This is a genomic window from Enterobacter sp. EGD-HP1 (genome assembly GCF_000733275.2).
In the GTDB taxonomy this organism is placed as follows: Bacteria; Pseudomonadota; Gammaproteobacteria; order Enterobacterales; family Enterobacteriaceae; genus Enterobacter.
The window spans coordinates 20,821-43,476 of sequence record NZ_AVOP01000004.1 but is presented as its reverse complement, the minus strand read 5'-3'; the positions used below and the strand labels follow the sequence as shown (position 1 = coordinate 43,476).

20 protein-coding genes and 1 tRNA gene are annotated in these 22,656 nt (G+C 54.7%); 4 read left to right on the top strand and 17 right to left on the bottom strand.

Annotated features, from left to right (window positions below; translation table 11 throughout):
- Positions 1 to 883 precede the first annotated feature (883 nt).
- The 4 genes from N037_RS05465 to proB all read right to left on the bottom strand — a co-directional run bounded on the left by N037_RS05465 (position 884) and on the right by proB (position 4,761).
- A complete protein-coding gene (locus tag N037_RS05465; protein ID WP_023620944.1) occupies positions 884 to 1,669 on the bottom strand; it encodes a hypothetical protein in 786 nt (261 codons plus the stop codon).
- Positions 1,670 to 2,209: 540 nt separating this feature from the next.
- Positions 2,210 to 2,282, bottom strand: a tRNA-Thr gene (locus N037_RS05460).
- Between the two features lie 111 nt (positions 2,283 to 2,393).
- On the bottom strand, positions 2,394 to 3,647 hold the full coding sequence (gene proA / locus N037_RS05455) for a glutamate-5-semialdehyde dehydrogenase (RefSeq protein ID WP_032639564.1): 1,254 nt from the start codon (positions 3,645 to 3,647) through the stop codon (positions 2,394 to 2,396).
- 10 nt (positions 3,648 to 3,657) lie between these two features.
- Positions 3,658 to 4,761: a glutamate 5-kinase gene (gene proB, locus N037_RS05450; protein ID WP_023334621.1), complete on the bottom strand. Its 1,104-nt coding sequence runs from the start codon at positions 4,759 to 4,761 to the stop codon at positions 3,658 to 3,660.
- A gap of 305 nt (positions 4,762 to 5,066) precedes the next feature.
- Between proB and phoE the strand changes: the two genes are divergently transcribed.
- Positions 5,067 to 6,119, top strand: a complete 1,053-nt coding sequence (phoE, locus tag N037_RS05445) for a phosphoporin PhoE (protein WP_023334620.1) — start codon at positions 5,067 to 5,069, stop codon at positions 6,117 to 6,119.
- 133 nt (positions 6,120 to 6,252) lie between these two features.
- Here phoE and crl read toward each other — a convergent pair whose 3' ends face one another.
- The 3 genes from crl to gpt all read right to left on the bottom strand — a co-directional run bounded on the left by crl (position 6,253) and on the right by gpt (position 8,519).
- On the bottom strand, positions 6,253 to 6,654 hold the full coding sequence (crl, locus tag N037_RS05440) for a sigma factor-binding protein Crl (RefSeq protein WP_023334619.1): 402 nt from the start codon (positions 6,652 to 6,654) through the stop codon (positions 6,253 to 6,255).
- A 57-nt stretch (positions 6,655 to 6,711) separates the two neighbouring features.
- The gene (frsA, locus tag N037_RS05435; RefSeq protein ID WP_032639562.1) at positions 6,712 to 7,956 is read right to left on the bottom strand and encodes an esterase FrsA; all 1,245 of its coding nucleotides are present in this window, start codon (positions 7,954 to 7,956) and stop codon (positions 6,712 to 6,714) included.
- A 104-nt stretch (positions 7,957 to 8,060) separates the two neighbouring features.
- On the bottom strand, positions 8,061 to 8,519 hold the full coding sequence (gpt, locus tag N037_RS05430; protein ID WP_010427903.1) for a xanthine phosphoribosyltransferase: 459 nt from the start codon (positions 8,517 to 8,519) through the stop codon (positions 8,061 to 8,063).
- Between the two features lie 260 nt (positions 8,520 to 8,779).
- Here gpt and pepD point away from each other — a divergent pair, with 260 nt between their 5' ends.
- A complete protein-coding gene (gene pepD / locus N037_RS05425) occupies positions 8,780 to 10,237 on the top strand; it encodes a cytosol nonspecific dipeptidase (protein WP_032639559.1) in 1,458 nt (485 codons plus the stop codon).
- Between the two features lie 67 nt (positions 10,238 to 10,304).
- On the opposite strand, the gene dinB is transcribed toward pepD, so the two are convergent.
- The 8 genes from dinB to N037_RS05385 all read right to left on the bottom strand — a co-directional run bounded on the left by dinB (position 10,305) and on the right by N037_RS05385 (position 17,510).
- The gene (dinB, locus tag N037_RS05420) at positions 10,305 to 11,363 is read right to left on the bottom strand and encodes a DNA polymerase IV (protein WP_023334616.1); all 1,059 of its coding nucleotides are present in this window, start codon (positions 11,361 to 11,363) and stop codon (positions 10,305 to 10,307) included.
- A 107-nt stretch (positions 11,364 to 11,470) separates the two neighbouring features.
- Complete coding sequence (gene nqrM, locus N037_RS05415) at positions 11,471 to 11,674, bottom strand: (Na+)-NQR maturation NqrM (RefSeq protein WP_023615899.1); 204 nt, start codon at positions 11,672 to 11,674, stop codon at positions 11,471 to 11,473.
- Positions 11,674 to 12,897, bottom strand: coding sequence for an NADH:ubiquinone reductase (Na(+)-transporting) subunit F (nqrF, locus tag N037_RS05410; RefSeq protein WP_023334614.1), 1,224 nt, complete (start codon positions 12,895 to 12,897; stop codon positions 11,674 to 11,676). Before nqrF ends, nqrM begins: the two co-directional genes overlap by 1 nt.
- Positions 12,898 to 12,907: 10 nt before the next feature.
- On the bottom strand, positions 12,908 to 13,504 hold the full coding sequence (gene nqrE / locus N037_RS05405; RefSeq protein WP_023334613.1) for an NADH:ubiquinone reductase (Na(+)-transporting) subunit E: 597 nt from the start codon (positions 13,502 to 13,504) through the stop codon (positions 12,908 to 12,910).
- A gap of 6 nt (positions 13,505 to 13,510) precedes the next feature.
- Entirely contained in the window at positions 13,511 to 14,149 is a 639-nt protein-coding gene (locus N037_RS05400) for an NADH:ubiquinone reductase (Na(+)-transporting) subunit D (RefSeq protein WP_014882676.1), read from the bottom strand.
- Complete coding sequence (locus N037_RS05395; RefSeq protein ID WP_032639557.1) at positions 14,142 to 14,936, bottom strand: Na(+)-translocating NADH-quinone reductase subunit C; 795 nt, start codon at positions 14,934 to 14,936, stop codon at positions 14,142 to 14,144. Before N037_RS05395 ends, N037_RS05400 begins: the two co-directional genes overlap by 8 nt.
- Positions 14,929 to 16,164, bottom strand: a complete 1,236-nt coding sequence (locus N037_RS05390) for an NADH:ubiquinone reductase (Na(+)-transporting) subunit B (protein WP_032639555.1) — start codon at positions 16,162 to 16,164, stop codon at positions 14,929 to 14,931. Before N037_RS05390 ends, N037_RS05395 begins: the two co-directional genes overlap by 8 nt.
- A 2-nt stretch (positions 16,165 to 16,166) precedes the next feature.
- Entirely contained in the window at positions 16,167 to 17,510 is a 1,344-nt protein-coding gene (locus N037_RS05385; RefSeq protein ID WP_032639553.1) for a Na(+)-translocating NADH-quinone reductase subunit A, read from the bottom strand.
- A gap of 298 nt (positions 17,511 to 17,808) precedes the next feature.
- Between N037_RS05385 and dpaA the strand changes: the two genes are divergently transcribed.
- The gene (gene dpaA, locus N037_RS05380; protein ID WP_023334609.1) at positions 17,809 to 18,549 is read left to right on the top strand and encodes a peptidoglycan meso-diaminopimelic acid protein amidase; all 741 of its coding nucleotides are present in this window, start codon (positions 17,809 to 17,811) and stop codon (positions 18,547 to 18,549) included.
- Here the strand turns inward: dpaA and N037_RS05375 are convergent.
- Together N037_RS05375 and lpcA are read right to left on the bottom strand one after the other, a co-directional pair.
- Positions 18,520 to 19,287, bottom strand: coding sequence for a class II glutamine amidotransferase (locus N037_RS05375; protein WP_023310496.1), 768 nt, complete (start codon positions 19,285 to 19,287; stop codon positions 18,520 to 18,522). The two genes, dpaA and N037_RS05375, sit on opposite strands and share 30 nt — an antisense overlap.
- 48 nt (positions 19,288 to 19,335) lie before the next feature.
- Entirely contained in the window at positions 19,336 to 19,914 is a 579-nt protein-coding gene (gene lpcA, locus N037_RS05370; RefSeq protein WP_010427884.1) for a D-sedoheptulose 7-phosphate isomerase, read from the bottom strand.
- A 239-nt stretch (positions 19,915 to 20,153) separates the two neighbouring features.
- Here lpcA and fadE point away from each other — a divergent pair, with 239 nt between their 5' ends.
- The gene (fadE, locus tag N037_RS05365; protein ID WP_032639551.1) at positions 20,154 to 22,598 is read left to right on the top strand and encodes an acyl-CoA dehydrogenase FadE; all 2,445 of its coding nucleotides are present in this window, start codon (positions 20,154 to 20,156) and stop codon (positions 22,596 to 22,598) included.
- Positions 22,599 to 22,656: the final 58 nt, after the last annotated feature.

Genomic DNA, 22,656 nt, shown 5'->3' with positions numbered 1-22,656 from the left:
ATGCTGTGTAGGGTTTTGCATTTTTACCCTTTCACAACCTCAATTTAACGTCAAAATCAACCCTTGTGCAGAAAAGAATCATCACTAGAATATCGACTATGTGGGGCCGCTATTGATTGACCACCCCCACATGTAGTGCCGCGCCTGAATTTTAGGCGTAAAAAAACCGGATTCATTTGCATGAACCCGGCTTACAAAGCATGACCAATACGAGTCGCCAAACTCGTATGAATCTTAGCCTTGCCTTCATTTTTCACGGCTTGATTGTGCCAGGCAAAGAGGATCATGTAAACCATAAAATGACGCTCATAAGGAGCAATACATGACTATTTGTAAACAATCACACCGTTACAACACTCTTTTCATTAGCTTACCTCACGATCAAGGTGGTGAGGGTCGCCATAAATGTTGCGGCTGCGCTTACGATCAGGGTTACCGCGCTGGCTTGGCTCGCACGGGGCAGGTTTGGGTAGACTTAGCCTCCTTACCTGATAGCCAGGCGGGAACCGTTCGCCACAAAAGTCCTCAGGCAGCGTTTGCTGATGGTTATCGTGATGGTGTGCGTGAATCCTACCGTCACGCTGGTTAATGTTGAATGAAGGGGCTTGATGCCCCTTCCTTTTCAAGGGATTAAAATGGATAAACGGTCCCACGTTTTCACAAGTTCAACTTTTTCGGGTTTAGAGCAGCCACAATGCCCGTAACTGTCGGGGCCGTGCGCTGTGAGAGGCAGGAACACCAATAGAGACGATCAGTAAGATCGCTGCACCATAGCAGCCCAGCAGTCACTATGACGTACCTTGATATTACTCAGGATGAGGTAAATCAGACCTACTACAAACTGAACATCTAATAACAACTGTTATTGATAAATGTAGCTCTGTCATGAGTTAATTTCATAAAGAAAGTCTAGTTCAGACGCCTCAATTTCATCCTGCATGAGAAGTTCTCTGAGGTCATTGTTTATTGGCGCTACGGGAGAGCTACCATAACTACCTATATAAACGTCCTCGTTTTCTTCAGCTTCCCTCATTGGCTCCCATAGCTGGAATCCATCAAACTTAAAGGAAATGAGTTCCCTGAGAATGGCAGTTTTGTGGGTAATGGGTAAAAATCGGCTAAGTGAAATAACCCATCTGCTTGGTAGTTTTTCCTTCATCCCGAAATAGGATGTGATTGGTATTTTGGCAGCCTTGAGTGCTGCTTTAATTTCTTTAAAATTAGGATGATAGCGATTTAGACTAACAGGCCATTCAGTCCAATCAAGCTCACCTTCTGCAAAAACGTTATCTTGTTCTATTTTTTGTGCAGATAGCTGCGAAACAAGCCTCTCAACCCTTTCTATTCTTGCATCCTGCTCAGTATTTTTATCCAGTTTAATAGGAGTTGAAGTTTTCTTACTTAAATATTCAGAATAGTAAGTATCTTCTTGCAACTCAGCCCTAAAACGCGTTTGAAGTAAAAATAATGCAAAAAGAAAAAGCGGAACATTGATTACTGCCGCAACCACTAAAAATCCCTTTTCCCAACTCTGATCTGTCATCTGGGAGGCTGCGATCAAAAAACTGCTGTTAGTCACCACTAAACCCACCATCCATGCAGCAAGAAGTTGGATGGGTTTCGTAACCTTATGAGGCTCAATCCTTTGTTCGTTAATTTTCTCAAGCACTCTGGCATTCTCACTCAATGGGACCTTCTATTATCCTTGAGTGTACAGTGATTGGACTGTTAACGACAATAGAAGCCATAAAGCCCCGTTAGTGGTAAGGAGACAAGCGGAGCCGTTTGGCGACTACATCAGTGTTCAGAAGGATCACACCTTATCAGGGTGCTCGTGTACCTTTCGGAGCGTGAGCGAAGCGCTGGCAGAGCCTGCATGTCGTGTGCAGGTACGTTTACCACTATTCACCTGTTTACGTGGCTCATACGGCCACACATCGGGCTTAAATGCGTCTGATCAATCTGTTTCGGGAGGATTTAGAGACGTTGGCAGCGTCATCAGCTTCGAGTTGATAGCGGTTCGTGTGGACTGTTCACGCTTTGTACCTGTTCGAGCTTTACAACTACAGGCCGCTACGTGCTAACATCCCTGAATAGCCACTGTTAACCATAGCGGCAACTGTTGGTCCTAGAATCCCTTAAAAAAGACTGTACCTTGAGAGCGATAATCGCCTTTAGTCATTGTTTTTAAAGGATTTTGTTGTGTGAGTGCCGATAATAGGAGTCGAACCTACGACCTTCGCATTACGAATGCGCTGCTCTACCAACTGAGCTATATCGGCCCTGAGAGGCCGGTTACGAGTGTAACCACGGGGCAAAAGGTTAGATCTATCCGGGTGATGCGTCAATGCCCTTTTGAATCAAACGGCTACTTTTGCATCACCTGTGATTATTTACGCACGAATCGTATCGTCACCGAAGCCGATCCACTTGTACGTGGTCAGCGCTTCCAGCCCCATCGGACCGCGCGCGTGCAGTTTCTGCGTGCTGACCGCCACCTCAGCGCCGAGGCCGAACTGGCCGCCGTCGGTGAAGCGCGTTGAGGCATTCACATAGACCGCAGAGGAATCCACCTCGTTCACGAAGCGATCGGCATTGCGCAGGGTGCGCGTCAGGATCGCGTCGGAATGCTGCGTGCCGTGTTCACGGATGTGCGCAATGGCGTCGTCGAGATCGGCAACGATTTTCACGTTCAGATCCAGTGACAGGAACTCGTCGTCGTACTGCTCCGCTTTGACGGGAACAACGCTAGCCGGGCCATTCTGCAGCAGTGCGAGCGCGTTTGCATCAGCATGCAGCGTCACGCCGCTCTCGGCCATCTGTTTGCTCAGGGCTGGGAGGAAGGTATTCGCAATATCCTGATGCACTAGCAGCGTTTCTACGGTGTTACAGGTGCTTGGACGCTGGGTTTTCGCGTTAACGATAATCTTCAGCGCCGGTTCAATCTCCGCGCTATCGTCGACCACGATATGGCACACGCCGATACCGCCGGTGATCACCGGAATCGTCGACTGCTCTCGGCATAGCTTGTGCAGGCCCGCGCCGCCGCGTGGGATCAGCATGTCGATGTATTTGTCCATGCGCAGCATTTCGTTGACCAGCGCGCGGTCTGGGCTCTCGATCGCCTGTACGGCACCCGCGGGTAAGCCACACTCTTCCAGCGCCTGCTGAATGACTTTCACCGTCGCGGCATTGGTGCGCCATGTCTCTTTCCCACCGCGCAGAATAGCGGCGTTACCGGTTTTCAGACATAGGGAGGCGACATCCACCGTCACGTTTGGACGGGCTTCATAAATAACGCCGATAACGCCGAGCGGCACGCGGCGGCGCTCCAGGCGTAAACCGCTATCGAGCAGCCCGCCGTCGATGACCTGCCCTACCGGGTCAGCCAGATTGCAAACCTGACGCACATCGTCGGCGATGCCTTTCAGGCGTGCCGGCGTCAGCGCCAGACGGTCGAGCATCGCTTCGCTCAAACCGTTACGACGCGCTTCCAGTAAATCCTGCTCGTTGGCGAGCAAAATCTCCTGGGACTGTGATTCCAGATAGTCAGCGATTTTTTCCAGCACGCGGTTTTTCTCGCGGCTGGAAAGGAGCGCCAGTTTGTAAGAGGCGGCCTTCGCGGCTGCGCCCATTTGTTCCAGCATGTTCTGCTCCTTAACGAATAATCATGTCATCGCGATGCACGGCAACCGGGCCATATTCATAGCCCAGAATGGCGTCGATCTGCTGCGAGTGGTGACCCGCGATGCGGCGCAGGGCATCGCTGTTATAACGGCTTACGCCGTGGGCGATGTCGCGGCCTTCGAGGTTACGGATACGGATCACTTCACCACGGGAGAAGTTGCCTGTCACGCTTTTAATTCCTTTAGGAAGTAATGAACTTCCTCGTTCCAGAATCGCGGCGGTTGCCCCTTCATCAACGACGAGTTCGCCAGCAGGAGGCGCGCCAAATATCCAGCGCTTGCGGTTTTCCAGCGGAGATTCCTGGGCGTGGAAGCGGGTACCGACGGAGATGCCTTCCATCACGTCACCAATCACGCCTGGGCGGCTGCCCGCCGCAATGATGGTGTCGATACCGGCGCGGCATGCGACGTCAGCGGCCTGCAGCTTGGTCCCCATACCGCCCGTTCCGAGGCCTGAAACGCTGTCACCAGCGATCGCACGCAGCGCATCGTCGATGCCGTGAACGTCGCTTATCAGTTCGGCTTCCGGGTTCGAACGCGGATCGGCGGTGAACAGCCCCTGCTGATCGGTCAGAAGCAGTAATTTATCGGCTCCGGCCAGAATCGCGGCCAGCGCCGAGAGGTTATCGTTATCACCCACTTTGATTTCAGCGGTGGCAACGGCATCGTTCTCGTTAATGACCGGAACAATGTTGTTGTCCAGCAGCGCGCGCAGAGTATCGCGGGCGTTCAGGAAGCGCTCTCTGTCTTCCATGTCCGCACGCGTCAGCAGCATCTGCCCGACGTGGATGCCATAGATGGAGAACAACTGTTCCCAGAGTTGAATGAGTCGGCTTTGCCCCACGGCGGCCAGCAGCTGTTTGGAAGCGATCGTCGCGGGGAGTTCGGGGTAACCCAGGTGTTCACGCCCGGCGGCAATCGCCCCGGAGGTCACAATCACAATACGATGCCCTGCGGCATGCAGCTGAGCGCACTGACGTACAAGCTCAACAATGTGGGCGCGATTTAGGCGGCGCGATCCGCCTGTTAAAACACTGGTACCGAGTTTTACCACCAGCGTCTGGCTGTCACTCATGATTCTCTGCCGTTCAACGATAAGGGAAAGTAATGTCGAACGAACGTTTTAACAGGAGTCAGCCCCGTTGCCAACTGCCTTAGCACATCGCGAAACACTTTGTTGCGCGGGATTAGGAAGCGTAGCGGGAGAATTTGACAATTTTATTACCGAAATAATAAATCACAGTTTTTTAAAATTATTCTTAGTTTGTCATAAAAGTTTCACTCCAGAACGATAAAACCCTTCCTGTTTTTTCACGGGACTTAAGCATGAGCTTATCGTCCAGCGAATTTTTTTAGCGCGTTTATAAGACAGGATCGAAAATGAAAAAGAGCACTCTGGCATTAATGGTTATGGGCGTAGTGGCTTCTGCATCCGTTCACGCAGCTGAAGTTTATAATAAAGATGGTAATAAGCTGGACGTGTACGGCAAAGTGAAAGCCATGCACTACCTAAGTGATGATGACACTAAAGATGGCGATCAGACTTACGTTCGTTTTGGTTTTAAAGGCGAAACGCAGATTAACGATCAGCTGACGGGATATGGCCGTTGGGAATCTGAATTTGCAGGTAACAAAGCTGAAAGCGACTCCTCTCAGAAGACGCGTCTGGCATTTGCGGGCCTGAAGCTGAAAAACGTTGGTTCACTGGATTACGGTCGTAACCTGGGTGCCCTGTATGACGTCGAAGCATGGACCGATATGTTCCCTGAGTTCGGCGGCGACTCTTCCGCGCAGACCGATAACTTCATGACCAAGCGTGCTACTGGCCTGGCGACCTACCGCAACACCGACTTCTTCGGCGTGGTTGACGGCCTGGACATGACCCTTCAGTACCAGGGTAAAAACGAAAACCGTGACGCCAAGAAACAGAATGGTGACGGTTTTGGTACCTCTCTGACCTATGACTTCGGCGGCAGCGATTTCGCCGTCAGCGGCGCCTACACCAACTCTGACCGCACCAATGCTCAGAACCTGCTGGCGCGTGGCCAGGGTCAGAAAGCCGAAGCCTGGGCTACCGGTCTGAAATATGACGCGAACGATATTTATCTGGCAGCGATGTATTCAGAAACCCGTAATATGACGCCAATTTCTGGCGGCTTTGCAAATAAAGCGCAGAACTTTGAAGTTGTTGCGCAATATCAGTTCGACTTTGGTCTGCGCCCGTCCCTGGGTTATGTCCAGTCTAAAGGCAAAGATATCGAGGGTATTGGTGACGAAGATCTGGTGAAATATATTGACGTTGGCGCGACCTATTACTTCAACAAAAATATGTCCACCTTTGTTGATTATAAAATCAACCAGATTGACGACAAAAATAAACTGGGCGTGAGCAGCGATGACATCGTTGCCGTGGGCATGACCTACCAGTTCTGATGATGCGAAATAAAAAAAACCGGCTTAATGCCGGTTTTTTATTGCCCGGTGGCGCTACGCTTACCGGGCCTACGTGATCGTTCGTTTTTGTAGGCCGGGTAAGGCGTAGCCGCCACCCGGCGCTGTGACACCATCAGGCAGTCAGCTTCACCGCTTCGCTGGAAAAGTCATCCGCAGGTTCGAACTTGAGATCCAGAGTAGCCAGCAGCGCGCGAGCCTTATCGTGGAACTCTTTTAGCGTATATTCCAGGCGGTCAATCACTTCCTGATCTTTAATAGAGGTAGCCTGCCAGTTGCCGTCTTTATTAAACAGGCCAAACTGGTAGCTATACGTAAAGCGTTTTTCCTCTGCTTCCATTTCCATCCACCAGCCCCAGAATTCACGTTTTTCAGGTGCAGGCTTCACGTTGACGCATACAGCCAGGCAGTCGAAAAAAAAGCGATTTTCTTCACACTGCTCTTCTCGAATATACGGGCCGAGAGCCATAAACTTCTTAATCAGTCTACTTTTCGGGTGTCCACTCGGTAACGTCATTGCGATCTCCTTTTGTGAAGCCACTGTTTTACCAAACCAGCGAAATTTAGCAATCTATTAACACAATCTCTGAGCGATCCAGCGCGTAATCTCTTTCAGCGCTTTGTCGAAATTCTGATAGACCGGGCTGAACGGCACTTCAAGCAATTTGCCATCCGCAGATGACGAAGTGATTAAGCGCGACTCTTCTTCCGGGCTGAACGGATCGTTTTTCCAGAACCCCGACAGCATCGGCGTCGGGCAGCGACGTCCCAGCAACCCTTGCGTTTTTAACGAGTAGCGATTGAGTTCAACGCGCAGCGCTTCGTCTGATGCATCATGCATGCCAAGACGGCTGGCCAGCACATCAAGGTACATTTCAGGTACGCTCCCCAGACGTGCCGGATCGCTGAGCAGGGCGTGAACGACCGGACCAAGGCAGGCGACGGCCTTCAGACGAGAAGATTCCAGGTAAGCCAGACGCACCGCGACGTTCGCGCCAAAACGGAAGCCGAATGCCGCCACGCGGGTGTGGTCAACCCACGGAATGTTCTCCAGCGCTTTTAGCGCATGCTGGTGCAGCAGGCTCGAATCCTGCGTCAGTTTCCATTTGGATGAGAAACCGATTGAGGGCATATCAAGCGTCAGCATCGCGATCCCTTTTGGTGCGAAGTAGCGCTCATACAGGCTGTAATAGTCGATCTGCAGCGAATCCAGCCCACCGCACATCAGTACGGTCGGGAACGGGCCGTCGCCTTCCGGCATATGCAGGAACCCGGTGACGGGTGCGCCGCCTGGAATGCTGAACTCAAGCTCGCGCATTTGGCCCGGCAAACGCTGCGCCGCCTCTTCATAAGCGCGATTCGCCAGCGCCTGAGCCTGCTCCGCCAGTTCATCCCCTTTTAAATGCGGGTACGCGGCAATGGTATAGAGATTAGCCGCATGCAGCCAGTGCTTGCCGCTGCGCGTGGCATCCTCTTCCTGGCTGGCTTTTTGCTGCCAGAGCATCGCCTGTTTAGACCACTCGTAGATCCAGTTTCCGCCACGGTAGCCCACCACCGTATCGTAGAGATCGCTGTCGGTCCGTTCGGCTTCGCTCATCACGATACGTGCCTGCACATCCAGGATTTCACGGGGGTCAATACCGCGCCAGATCCACATCAGGCGGTTAATCATGCGATACCAGTGGGGCACGTTTTTACCGTCTAACGCGGACTGGACGGCAGGCTGGGTACCCGGATTAAAGCGACGCACCAGCGTCGACGTTTCAGGGTGTTTGAAACGGGGTTTGAAGAGAGTCTCGGTGAGATTCGCCTGCGTCATTGCGTTGCCTCCATGAATACGTCATATGAAGACTATTGTAACGCGTGGCAGGCCAAAAAGAACAACGCCCGACATAGCCGGGCGTGTAAAGTTACGTACTGGTATTAACGGCCTGAAATAGGCGGTACGAAGACCACGCCCATATCCCACGGCTGTTCAATCCAGGTATCCTGCGGGATATCAATCACGTAATCGTCAACCAGCGGGCGGCCAGCAGGTTTCGCGAAGATAGTGACGAAATGGGCTTTCGGATACATTTCGCGGATAGCGACCGCAGTACCGCCGGTATCTACCAGGTCATCAATAACGATGAAACCTTCACCGTCGCCTTCCGCACGTTTCAGCACGGTCAGCTCACGCTGGTTATCATGGTCATAGCTGGAGATGCAAACGGTATCGACATGACGAATACCCAGCTCACGTGCCAGCAGCGCCCCCGGTACCAGACCGCCACGGCTGACGGCAATAATGCCTTTCCACTGTTCGGAAGGCATCAGACGGGCAGCCAGTTTGCGTGCGTGAATCTGCAACATGTCCCAGGTGACGACGTATTTTTCGCTCATGTGAAGTGTCCCAGCCTGTTTTTATACGGCTTAAAAAGTGTTCGAGGGGGAAATAGGTTGCGCGAGATTATAGAGATCTGACGCACTAAAAACCAGTGTTTAGCGCCCTCTGCCTGAGTTTTTACATGCTTTATGCTACCAGCCAGCAGAGAAAGTGGTATTCTCAGTTTCATCTCGCAAGCCTGACTTGTGGTAACTATTAACCTGCTAACCCTGTGACCTGCAACCCTGTTTGCAGCGCCTCGACAAGGAGACTTATCGTGTCTGAACTGTCTCAATTATCTCCGCAGCCGCTGTGGGATATTTTTGAAAAAATCTGTTCCATTCCACACCCTTCCTATCATGAAGAACAGCTTGCCGAACATATTATGGGCTGGGCGAAGGAAAAAGGTCTGCATGCTGAACGTGACCAGGTTGGCAATATTCTGATCCGCAAACCTGCTACCGCAGGCATGGAAAACCGTAAACCGGTTGTGCTGCAGGCGCACCTGGACATGGTGCCACAGAAGAATAACGACACCGTTCACGACTTCACCAAAGACCCGATTCAACCCTACATCGACGGCGACTGGGTGAAAGCACGCGGCACCACGCTGGGCGCGGATAACGGCATCGGTATGGCCTCTGCGCTGGCCGTACTGGCTGACGACAGCGTTGAGCACGGTCCACTGGAAGTGCTGCTGACCATGACTGAAGAAGCGGGCATGGACGGCGCGTTCGGTCTGCAGGCGAACTGGCTGCAGGCGGACATCCTGATCAACACCGACTCTGAAGAAGAAGGCGAGATCTACATGGGCTGCGCGGGCGGGATTGATTTCATCTCTACCCTGCCGCTGTCGCGTGAAGCAATTCCTGCGGGCTTCCAGACCTTCAAGCTGACGCTGAAAGGGCTGAAAGGCGGCCACTCCGGCGGTGATATTCACCTGGGTCTGGGTAACGCCAACAAGCTGCTGGCGCGCTTCCTGGCAGGCCACGCGGCCGAGCTTGATCTGCGTCTGGTGGACTTCAACGGCGGTACCCTGCGCAACGCGATCCCGCGTGAAGCCTTCGCCACCGTAGCCGTTCCGGCGGCAAAAGCGGACGAGCTGAAAAAACTCTCCAGCGTATACCTGGATATCCTGAAAAACGAACTGTCGGCGAAAGAGAAAAACCTGACCGTGGTGCTGGAATCCGTATCTACGGATAAAGCCGCGCTGACCGCGCAGTCTCGTGACACCTTCGTTCAGCTGCTGAACGCGACGCCAAACGGCGTGATCCGCAATTCTGACGTGGCGAAAGGCGTGGTGGAAACCTCACTGAACGTGGGCGTGGTGACCATGAGCGACGACAGCGCGGAAATCATCTGCCTGATCCGTTCGCTGATCGACAGCGGTAAAGAGTACGTGGTGAGCATGCTGGAATCTCTGGGCACGCTGGCGGGCGCGAAAACGTCTGCAAAAGGCAGCTACCCGGGCTGGCAGCCGGACGCAAGTTCTCCGGTGATGGCGCTGGTGCGTGAAACCTACCAGCGTCTGTTCAACAGCACCCCGAACATTCAGGTGATCCACGCCGGCCTGGAATGTGGTTTGTTCAAGAAACCGTATCCGGATATGGATATGGTTTCCATCGGGCCAACCATTACCGGTCCGCACTCGCCGGATGAGCAGGTTCATATCGAAAGCGTCGGTCACTACTGGACGCTGTTGACTGAGCTGCTGAAAGCGATCCCTGTTAAGTAATACCCTCACCCCAGCCCTCTCGAGGGTGAAAAACGTAGGCCCGGTAAGCGTAGCGCACCGGGCTTTTTTACAATCCCAATACCAGCTGTCGCTCTAACTGCGGATCCAGCAGCGTGACGTGCAATCCCACCAGCCTCACCCCTCGCCCGCCCCGGCGCTCTTCCCATGCCTTTTTCGCCGTCGCAATGAGATCGTCCTTATTCAGACGCGGCCAGACGTGTTCCTGCGTGGTCTGCTGGAAGTCGTTGAATTTTAATTTGATACCCTGACGGGCAATCAGCAGGTCCGGCTTCACCTTGCTTAAGCGTCGTTCCAGCTCCGGGTAAAGCTGTTCCGTGATAATGGTCTCGCATTCGGACCAGTCATGAATATCTTCGATGAGGGTGCGCTCAACGCCGACGGATTTACGTAGCCGCTCGCTGTTCACATCGCGATCGTCAATCCCCTGGCTGCGCTCCCACAGCACGCGGCCAAACTTCCCGAAACGCTTGAGCAGCATGGCGAGATCGCTTCGCTGCACGTCTTCGCAGGTCCGTAGCCCCATGCTTTCCAGCTTTGCGGCGGAAACTTTTCCTACCCCGGGAATTTTGCCGAGCGGCAGCGTTTTCAAAAACGCAGGCACCTCGTCAGGCGTAATGACGTATTGACCGTTGGGCTTATTTAAATCGGAGGCAATTTTGGCGAGGAATTTCACGGGCGCGACGCCCGCAGACGCCGTCAGGTTCAGCTCGTTGAAAATCGTCTGGCGGATCTCCTGAGCCATCAGCGTGGCGGAGCCGTGGCAGTGCACGCTGTCGGTCACATCCAGATAGGCTTCGTCCAGCGACAGCGGCTCAATCAGAGAGGTATAGCGGGAGAAGATTTCCCGAATATGAAGGGAAGCCTCTTTATAGGCTTCAAACCGGCCGGGCAGAAGCGTGAGATGAGGGCAAAGCTTTAAGGCCATCGCCGTCGGCATCGCGCTGCGCACGCCAAATTTGCGCGCAGGATAGTTGGCGGTGCTGATGACACCACGCTGAACGCGGCTGCCGCCAATGGCAATGGGAATATCCCGCAGCGCCGGGTTGTCACGCATCTCCACTGCGGCAAAAAAGCAGTCCATATCGACATGGATTATTTTGCGCATAGTAAGCCCTCACTCATCACTGGATAAGTATACAGTAAATAAATGAGGGTTGAGAAGTGTGCTTGGGAATTGTCGGGTGGCGGCTTCGCCTTACCCGACCTACACGACTAAATAATGCGCTGCTGCTCGCGGGCCATCCTTTTCTTTCGCGCATCGCACGGTTCCGGGCAGTCGCAGACCTTTTCCATCCCAATGGAGGAAATACCGCCGCAGCTGCCCTGAATGCTTTTCCGCTTAACGATCCAGCCTAACGACATGCCGAAGATGACAAGCACAAAAACCACAAAGGTTGCCAGAAACGTCAGCATCATCAGCCTCCAAAATCATCGAGCATGATGTTCTCATCTTCGACGCCGAGATCTTTCAGCATCTTAATCACGGCGGCGTTCATCATCGGCGGACCACACATATAGAACTCGCAGTCCTCAGGCGCCGGGTGCTGCTTGAGGTAGTTTTCATACAGCACGTTGTGGATGAACCCCGTGTAGCCCGTCCAGTTATCTTCCGGCTGCGGATCGGAAAGCGCAACGTGGAAGGTAAAGTTCGGGTTTTCACGCGCCAGCTGTTCAAACTCATCATCATAGAACATCTCGCGCAGCGAGCGCGCCCCGTACCAGAAGCTGATCTTACGCTGGCTACCCAGCCGCTTGAGCTGGTCAAAGATGTGCGAGCGCATCGGGGCCATACCGGCACCGCCGCCAATAAAGACCATTTCCGCATCGGTATCTTTCGCGAAGAACTCCCCAAACGGACCGGAGATGGTCACCTTATCTCCCGGCTTCAAAGACCAGATGTATGACGACATCACCCCCGGCGGTGCGTCCGGCACATTCGGTGGCGGCGTGGCGATACGCACGTTGAGCATGATAATGCCCTTCTCTTCCGGGTAGTTGGCCATCGAGTAGGCGCGAAGCGTCGGCTCTTTTACCTCCGATACAAAGCGGAAGAGATTGAATTTGTCCCAGTCGGCGCGGTATTCATCCGGCACGTCGAAGTCCGCATACGCCACGGTATGCTCAGGACACTCAATCTGAATGTATCCCCCGGCGCGGAACGGAACATCTTCCCCTTCCGGCACCCGCAGCTTTAGCTCTTTAATAAAGGTGGCTTTGTTATCGTTAGAGATAACCTCGCACTCCCATTTTTTGACGCCGAAGATCTCTTCCGGCAGCTCGATCTTCATGTTTTGACGCACCGCGACCTGGCAGGCCAGACGGCAGCCCTCTTTTGCCTCACGCTTTGTGATGTGCGCCAGCTCGGTGGGAAGGATATCGCCACCGCCCTCTTTTACCGTCACGCGGCACTGCCCGCAGGAGCCACCGCCGCCGCAGGCTGAGGAGACAAAAATGCCGTTGCCGGAGAGCGTGTTGAGCAGCTTGTCCCCCGCAGGTGTGCGGATCTGGTTCTGCGGCTCGTCGTTAATATCAATCACCACGTCACCGGAATTTACCAGCTTCGCGCGCGCCGCCAGAATCAGCCCTGACAGCACCAGTACAATCAGCGTGAACATCACCACGCCAAGGATAATTTCCATCTGTTAGCCCTTATAGCTGCACACCGGAGAAGGACATAAAGCCCAGCGCCATCAGCCCGGTGGTGATAAAGGTGATCCCTAAGCCGCGCAGACCCGCAGGCACGTTGGCATATTTCATTTTCTCGCGGATCCCCGCCATGGTGACAATCGCCAGCATCCAGCCGATGCCGGAACCAAAACCGTACACCACGGATTCACTGAAGTTGTAATCACGCTGAACCATAAACGAGACGCCGCCAAAGATGGCGCAGTTCACCGCGATCAGCGGCAGGAAGATCCCCAGCGCGTTGTACAGCGAAGGGAAGTACTTATCGAGGATCATCTCGAGTATTTGCACCAGCGCGGCGATCACCCCGATAAAGGTGATGAAGTTCAGGAAGCTGAGATCAACCCCTTCCACCAGCGCGCCGTCCCGCAGCACAAAGTTGTACACCAGATTGTTAATCGGAACCGAAAGCCCCAACACAACGGTGACCGCCACGCCCAGGCCAAATGCCGTGGAGACCTTTTTAGACACGGCAAGGAACGTACACATGCCGAGGAAAAACGCGAGCGCCATGTTTTCAACAAACACAGCCCGCACAAACAAACTCAGGTAATGAGCCATTGTCGGTTACTCCTTTTCCTGCTGTTCTGGCTTCAGCGTACGAATCAGCCAGATCAACAAACCGATAATGAAAAACGCGCTAGGAGCCAGCAGGAACAGGCCGTTTGGCAGATACCAGCCGCCGTTCTGCACCGTGTCCAGCACCGTGATGCCAAACAGCTTGCCGCTGCCAATCAGCTCGCGCAGGAACCCAACGGTCAGGAGGATCACGCCGTAGCCAAGGCCGTTGCCGATGCCGTCCATAAAGCTCGCCAGCGGCGGCATTTTCATGGCGTAGGCTTCTGCACGCCCCATGACGATACAGTTGGTGATGATCAGCCCGACAAACACCGAGAGCTGCTTTGAGGTTTCATAGGCGAAGGCGCGCAGCAGCTGATCGACCACGATCACCAGCGAGGCGATGATCGCCATCTGTACGATGATCCTCACGCTGTTGGGAATGTGGTGGCGGATCATCGAGATAAACATGCTGGAGAATGCCGTGACCAGCGTGACCGCCAGCGTCATCACCACCGCCGTTTCCAGCTTGGTCGTTACCGCCAGAGCGGAACAGACGCCCAGCACCTGGAGCGTGATCGGGTTATTGGCTAACAGTGGGCCAATGAGCACCTTTTTAACTTCTTTCAGTTCACCGGTATCAGCCATTGTTCAGCGCTCCTTCACGTACGTTTTTCAGGAAAGGACCAAAGCCCAGCTCGCCCATCCAGAAATCAAAACTGTGCTGCACGCCTTTTGATGTGAGCGTAGCGCCGGAAAGCCCGTCAACGGCGTAGTCGTCACCGGGACGTGCCGCCCCTTTCATCACCTTCAGCGCAGGCAGACCGTTATCGTCGAGCACTTTCTTGCCGACAAACTGTGCCCGCCAGTTAGGGTTCTCAACTTCGCCACCCAGCCCCGGCGTTTCGCCCTGGTCGTAATACGTAATTCCTTTTACGGTGCGCCCATCGGTATCAAGGGCCACAAACGCGTACATCATTGACCACAGACCGTTACCGTAAATCGGTAAAACCACTTCCTGTACGCGTTTTTGCTCGTCACGTACCAGGTAGATCTCCGCGATGTTGCTGCGGCGCTTTATACCTGCCGGATCCTGTGAGGCGTCAAGCACGGTGCTCATCTGCGGATCTTTCAGCGCCAGCGCCTGGTTATACTTCGCCGGGTCTTTATTCATCAGCTCGCCGGTTTTTAAATCCACCAGCCGTGGAGTAATGCGTTCAGCAAACACGTCGGCGACGTCGTCCTTCGTCATGCCTTCCTGCATCAGCCCGGCGACGGCCAGGATGTTGCGCTGTTTATCCAGCGCACGTTGCTCTTGCTGCAGGGGTTTTAACCCCACGGCAGAACCGGCCACGACAATAGAGCAGACCAGACAGAGCACCAGCACCACCAGCAGCGTTTTGCTGATGCTGTCGTTATTTTTAACCTCAGCCACGCGCCTTCCTCCGCTTAATGTTGGCCCGCACCACCAGGTAATCGAACAGCGGCGCAAACAGGTTGGCAAACAGAATGGCCAACATCATCCCTTCCGGATACGCCGGGTTGACCACGCGGATCAGAACGCACATCGCGCCAATGAGCACGCCGTAGCTCCATTTACCTTTGTCAGTAAACGAGGCAGAGACGGGATCCGTCGCCATGAACATCATGCCGAACGCGAAGCCACCCAGCACCAGATGCCAGTACCACGGCATGGAGAACATCGGGTTGGTGGTCGAACCGATAACGTTGAACAGGGTGGCGGTCAGCACCATGCCGATCATCACGCCCACGACGATCCGCCATGAGGCCACGCGGCCAAAGAGAATGATGGCTCCGCCAAGCAAAATCATCAGGGTAGACACTTCGCCAATGGAGCCCGGAATGTTGCCAATAAACGCATCCAACCAGGTCACAGGCTGGCCGGTCGCATTGTTCACCAGCGTTTCACCGCCGCCTGCCGCCCACTGTGAAAGCGGCGTCGCGCCGGAGAAACCGTCTGCTGCCGTCCACACCAGGTCGCCAGAGATTTGCGCCGGATAAGCAAAGAACAGGAAGGCGCGCCCCGCCAGTGCCGGGTTGAGGAAGTTACGCCCGGTGCCGCCGAAGATCTCTTTGGCAATCACTACGCCGAAACTGATGCCCAGCGCCGCCTGCCAGAGCGGCAGCGTCGGGGGAACAATCAGGGCGAACAGAATAGAGGTCACGAAGAAGCCTTCGTTGATCTCATGTTTACGGATGATGGCAAACAGCACTTCCCAGAAGCCGCCTACGATAAATACCGTGATGTAAATCGGCAGGAAGAAGACCGCGCCCAGCGTCATCATGCTGACCCAGCCAGCATCAGCCGCAAAGCTGACGCCCAGCGACTGCGCCAGACGATAGTGCCAGTCAGACTGAATCACCTGCGCCAGCTGCTGCGCATCGTACAGATGGTGCAGCGCAGGAATGGTCTGCAGACCGACGTTGTACATGCCCCAGAACATGGCCGGGAAGACGGCAAACCACACCAGAATCATCATTCGCTTCAGATCGATGGCATCGCGAACGTGTGCCGCGCCTTTCGTCACCAGACCTGGCGTGTAGAAAATGGTGGTCGTCGCTTCATACAGCGGGTAATACTTTTTGAGCTTTCCTTCGGTAAAGTGCGGCTCAATTTTTTCAAAGAGATGTTTTAAACCCATGGTTATCCTTCCTGCTCAATGCGGGTTAACACCTCGCGCAATACGGGTCCATATTCGTATTTACCTGGACACACATAGGTACAGAGCGCCAGATCTTCTTCGTCCAGCTCCAGACAACCGAGCGCCTGCGCGCCGTCGGTATCGCCGGCCAGAAGATCGCGTAACAGCACGGTGGGAAGAATATCCAGCGGCATGACGCGCTCGTAGTTGCCAATCGGGACCATGGCGCGCTCGCCGCCGTGCGTGCTGGTTGAGAAGCTAAACAGCTTATTACGCAGGAAGTGGCCCAGCGTGGTTCGGGTGACGGAGTATTTTTCCGCGCCTGGCAGAACCCAGCCAAACAGCTCTTTCTCACGCCCTTCCTGCACAATGCTGACCTGCAAATGGAAGCGTCCCAGGTACGCGTGCGCATTGACAGCATGGCGTCCGCTGAGGACCGAACCGGAAATCAGGCGGTTCTCACCCTCTTTCGTTTCCCCTACCAGCAGTTCGTTGATGTCTGCGCCCAGCAGCGTCTTCACCAGGCGCGGGTTTGCAGCCTGCGGCCCGCCGATGGCGATTATCCGTTCAGCGCAGAGTTCGCCGGTAGTAAAGAGCTTACCGATGGCGATGACGTCCTGATAATTAAGATGCCAAACCTGTTTTTTCAGGCTCACCGGCTCAAGGAAATGGATGTGCGTCCCGACCAGACCCGCCGGATGCGGGCCAGCAAACTCGTTAAACGTGACCTGCCCCTGCGGATGCCCCCCGAGCTTGCCGCCGCCGGCCTGGCAAACGTGGACTTTTCCAGACGTGAGGCGGGTTAAAACGGTCAGTCCGGCATCAAAGGCTTTGCGCTGCGCCAGGATAACCGGCTGCGGATCCACGCTGAGCGGGTTGGTATCCATTGCCGTGACGAAAATCGCGGCCGGCTCCGTGCCCGGAACAGGGGATTTACTGAAGGGACGCGTACGAAGCGCGGTCCATAAACCGGACGTCAGGAGCTGATCCTGAACGGCGTCACGGTTCAGCGATGCGAGTTCTGCAGTATCGTAATGGGCAAATTCACGCTGTTCATCGCCCTCTATTCGGATAACCACCGACTGCAGCACGCGACGCTCGCCGCGGTTGATGGCCACAACGGTGCCGCTCGCGGGAGCCGTGAACATCACGCCGGGATTTTTTTTATCCTCAAAGAGCGTCTGCCCTTTGATAACGCGATCGCCCTCCTGTACCAGCATTGAAGGACGCATACCCAGGTAGTCTTCGCCCAAAATGGCGACATGACGGACGCTTGCGCCTGTCGAAACGTGCTGCGCTGGCACGCCTGCAATCGGCAGATCAAGTCCTTTTTTTATTTTAAACATGTGGTTAGCAGGTTTCCATGAACAACAATCCAGTGGGCGCAAAGTGTAACATTTTCCCCTTCCTACGGGCAGGTAATCTGCCGTCGCGCGCGCCAAATTGCGACCTAATGCGCAAAGTTCCTGGAGCCATCGCAATTTTGATGGTTTATAAAGTAAAACTAATTTGTAAACTCACCGCCCGGCTCTTGCGAAAATCTATAGCGGTGCTAATGTGAGCGCTCCTAACAGAATAATCTGATTTCGGGTCTCTTTTGCCGTCCTGGCAAGTTGGTCATGGTTTTATCAAGGAACTAGTAGTATGCGTAAAATCGCATTGTTCATTGCGATGCTTCTGATGCCGTGCATGTCGTTTGCCGGGCTGCTCAGCAGTAATAGCTCAACGACGCCGATCAGCAAAGAATATAAACAGCAGTTAATGGGATCGCCGGTTTATATTCAGATCTTCAAGGAAGAACGCACTCTCGATCTGTTTGTGAAAATGGGCGAGACATATCAGCTGCTTGATAGTTACAAAATTTGTAACTACTCCGGCGGGCTAGGGCCAAAACAGCGTCAGGGCGATTTCAAAAGTCCGGAAGGGTTCTACAACGTTCAGCGCAGCCAGCTCAAGCCTGACAGCCGCTTCTATAAAGCCATTAACATCGGCTTCCCGAATGCCTATGACCGTGCACACGGTTATGAAGGTAAATATCTGATGATCCACGGTGCCTGCGTGTCAATCGGCTGTTACGCGATGACCGACTCCGGCATTGATGAGATTTTCCAGTTCGTGACGGGCGCGCTGGTCTTTGGGCAGCCTAACGTACAGGTCAGCATCTATCCGTTCCGCATGACGGACGCCAACATGGCCCGTCACAAGTACTCATACTACGCGGATTTCTGGAAACAGCTGAAGCCAGGTTACGACTACTTTGAGCAGACCCACAAGCCACCGGTGGTCTCTATTGTCGATGGCCGTTACGTGGTCAGCAAACCGCTGAGCCACGAAGTTGTCCACCCGCAGCTGGCGTCAAATTACACGGTCCCCGAGACAAAATAGCACCCACTCGCCTGGCATAATCTTTTGCCAGGTTTCGTTGCCCGTCAGCGGCTGCGTTGCGATAACAGTGACCACATCGTTCGGTGTGGTCTCCTTCTGAAAGTCTATCTCCACATCCTGATCGAGCAGCGTCGCAACGCCAAACGGCGCGCGGCGGGTGATCCAGAACAGATTCGTCGAGCAGAACGCCATCACATAGCGGCCGTCTGAGAGCAGCATGTTGAACACGCCTTTTTCACGCAGTTCAGATGCCAGCGTCGCGATGTATTTGAACACGGCAGTCATGTTGCCGGGCGTGCGGGGATAGCGCTCCGTCAGCTTGTGCAGCAGCCAGCAGAAGGCTTTTTCGCTGTCGGTTTCGCCGACCGGGCGGAAATTGCCCGTCTCCAGCGACTTATAGCCCGTAAGCTGCCCGTTGTGCGCGTAGGTCCAGTTACGGCCCCACAGCTCGCGGGTAAACGGATGGGTATTTTCCAGCGCCACTTCGCCGCGGTTTGCCTGACGGATGTGGGCGATCACCGAGCGGGACTTGATGGGGTAGTCCTGCACCAGTTTGGCAATCGGCGAGTTAAAGCTGGGCTGTGGATCTTTGAACGTACGACACCCTTTGCCTTCGTAGAAGGTGATGCCCCAGCCGTCCTTATGCGGCCCGGTTCCTCCACCGCGCTGAACCAGCCCGGTGAAACTAAAGCAGATATCGGTTGGCACATTGGCGCTCATCCCGAGCAGTTCGCACATACAACACCTCCACAACAGCGGGGGGCACCGGTGCCCCCCAGCGAAGTCTTACTTAACCATCTCTTTTTCGATCAGCTGGATCAGGATGTGGATCACTTTGATGTGAATTTCCTGAATACGGTCAGCATAACCGAAGTGCGGAACGCGGATTTCAACGTCAGCCGTACCGTCCATCTTACCGCCATCTTTACCGGTCAGGGTGATGACTTTCATCCCCTTTTCACGCGCGGCGGCGATCGCTTTGATCACGTTGCCGGAGTTGCCGGAGGTAGAGATCCCCAGCAGCACGTCGCCTTCACGGCCTACGGCTTCAACGTAGCGGGAGAAGATGTGGTCGTAACCGAAGTCGTTGCCTACGCAGGAGATGTGGCTCACGTCGGAAATCGCAATCGCCGGGTAGCCCGGGCGGTTTTCGCGATAGCGTCCGGTCAGCTCTTCTGCAAAGTGCATGGCGTCACAGTGGGAACCGCCGTTACCGCAGGAGAGCACTTTGCCACCGGCTTTGAAGCTGTCGGCCAGCAGGACCGCTGCGCGCTGAATAGCGTGAATATTGGCATCATCTTTCAGAAAGTTTGCCAGCGTTTCCGCCGCTTCGTTCAGTTCGTTACGAATAAGATCCTGGTACATGAGGATAATCCTTCAGTATTGATGAAATAACACAGTGGAGTGTACCGGATAGCGGGAAAAGCGAGAAGCTAAAGCCTTGCGAAACGTCCGGCGTTTTGATTTTTTGTGCCGGCTAAAACACGAACAATGTGAACCAGGTTGTAATTATTTTGTAAACACATTGCTAAAGGAATTTACATCAACTACAACCATATCATCACAAGTGGTCAGACCTCCTACAAGCAAGGGAGCTTTTCTTTATGATGATTTTGAGCATTCTCGCAACCGTTGTTCTGCTCGGTGTGCTGTTCTATCACCGCGTAAGTTTATTCCTGAGCAGCCTGATTCTTCTGGCCTGGACTGCTGCGCTTGGCGTCGCAGGCCTCTGGAATATCTGGCTTTTAGTCCCTCTTGCCATTATTCTTCTGCCGTTTAACTTTGCCCCGATGCGTAAATCAATGATCTCTGCGCCGGTGTTCAAAGGCTTCCGCAAAGTGATGCCGCCCATGTCGCGCACCGAGAAAGAAGCGATTGATGCGGGCACCACCTGGTGGGAAGGCGACCTGTTCCAGGGCAACCCGGACTGGAAAAAGCTGCACAACTACCCGCAGCCGCGCCTGACCGCAGAAGAGAAGGCCTTTATTGACGGCCCGGTGGAAGAAGCGTGCCGCATGGCCAACGACTTTGCCATCACCCATGAAATGGCCGACCTGCCGCCAGAGCTGTGGGCGTATCTGAAAGAACATCGCTTCTTCGCGATGATCATCAAGAAAGAGTACGGCGGCCTGGAGTTCTCCGCTTACGCTCAGGCTCGCGTCCTGCAAAAACTGGCGGGCGTCTCCGGGATCCTGGCCATTACCGTTGGCGTGCCTAACTCTTTAGGCCCGGGCGAACTGCTGCAGCATTACGGTACCGAAGAGCAAAAAGATCACTACCTGCCGCGTCTGGCACGCGGTCAGGAAATCCCTTGCTTCGCGCTGACCAGCCCGGAAGCAGGCTCCGATGCGGGCGCGATCCCGGATACCGGCGTGGTCTGCATGGGTGAATGGCAAGGCGAACAGGTACTGGGCATGCGCCTGACCTGGAACAAGCGTTATATCACCCTGGCGCCAATCGCCACCGTGCTGGGTCTGGCCTTTAAGCTCTCTGACCCTGAAAAATTGCTGGGCGGAGAGGAAGATCTGGGCATCACCTGTGCGCTGATCCCAACCTCTACCCCAGGCGTTGAAATTGGTCGTCGTCACTTCCCGCTGAACGTGCCGTTCCAGAACGGTCCGACCCGCGGTCAGGACATCTTTGTACCGATTGACTACATCATCGGCGGTCCGAAAATGGCCGGTCAGGGCTGGCGTATGCTGGTGGAATGTCTGTCCGTGGGCCGCGGCATTACCCTGCCGTCGAACTCAACCGGTGGTCTGAAATCTGTGGCGATGGGGATTGGCGCTTACGCCCACATCCGCCGTCAGTTCAAAATCTCCATCGGCAAGATGGAAGGTATCGAAGAGCCGCTGGCGCGTATCGCGGGCAACGCCTACGTGATGGACGCCGCTGCTTCCCTGATTACCTACGGCATCATGCTGGGCGAAAAACCGGCCGTGCTTTCCGCGATTGTGAAGTACCACTGTACCCACCGCGCGCAGCAGTCGATCATTGACGCAATGGATATCGCAGGCGGTAAAGGAATTATGCTCGGCGAAGGCAACTTCCTGGCGCGCGGCTATCAGGGCGCACCGATTGCCATCACCGTGGAAGGGGCAAACATCCTGACCCGCAGCATGATGATCTTCGGCCAGGGCGCAATTCGCTGCCATCCGTACGTTCTGGAAGAGATGGCCGCCGCGCAGAACAACGACGTGGATGCCTTCGATAAGCTGCTGTTCAAACATATCGGTCACGTGGGCAGCAACAAGGTGCGCAGCTTCTGGCTGGGCCTGACGCGCGGTCTTACCAGCGCGACGCCGACCGGCGATGCGACCAAACGTTATTACCAGCATCTGAACCGTCTGAGCGCCAACCTGGCTCTGCTGTCTGACGTCTCCATGGCGGTGCTGGGCGGTAGCCTGAAGCGTCGCGAACGTATCTCTGCCCGTCTGGGGGATGTGCTGAGCCAGATCTTCCTGGCTTCGGCGGTCCTGAAGCGTTACGACGACGAAGGCCGTCAGGAAGCGGATCTGCCGCTGGTGCACTGGGGCGTTCAGGATGCGATGTATCAGGCTGAACAGGCGATTGACGACCTGCTGGCGAACTTCCCGAACCGCTTCGTGGCGGGCGCCCTGCGCGCGGTGATCTTCCCGACCGGTCGTCACCACCTGGCGCCGTCCGACAAGCTGGACCATAAGGTGGCGAAGATCCTGCAGGTACCGAGCGCAACCCGCTCCCGTATCGGTCGTGGTCAGTATCTGGCTCCAACGCCGCATAACCCGGTGGGCCTGCTGGAAGAGGCGCTGCTGGACGTGATGGCCGCAGACCCGATTCACCAGAAAATCTGTAAACAGCTGGGCAAAAACCTGCCGTTTACCCGTCTGGACGAACTGGCAAAACAGGCGCTGGCCGGTGGCATTATCAATAAAGATGAAGCCGCGCTGCTGGTGAAAGCCGAAGAGAGCCGTCTGCGCAGCATTAACGTTGATGACTTCGAACCGGAAGAGCTGGCGACGCAGCCGGTAAAGCTGCCGGAGAAGCACCGCAAACCTGAAGCGGCATAACGCGTTTCGCTTGTACAAACCCCGCCTCGCGCGGGGTTTTTTAATAAAAATAGAATTT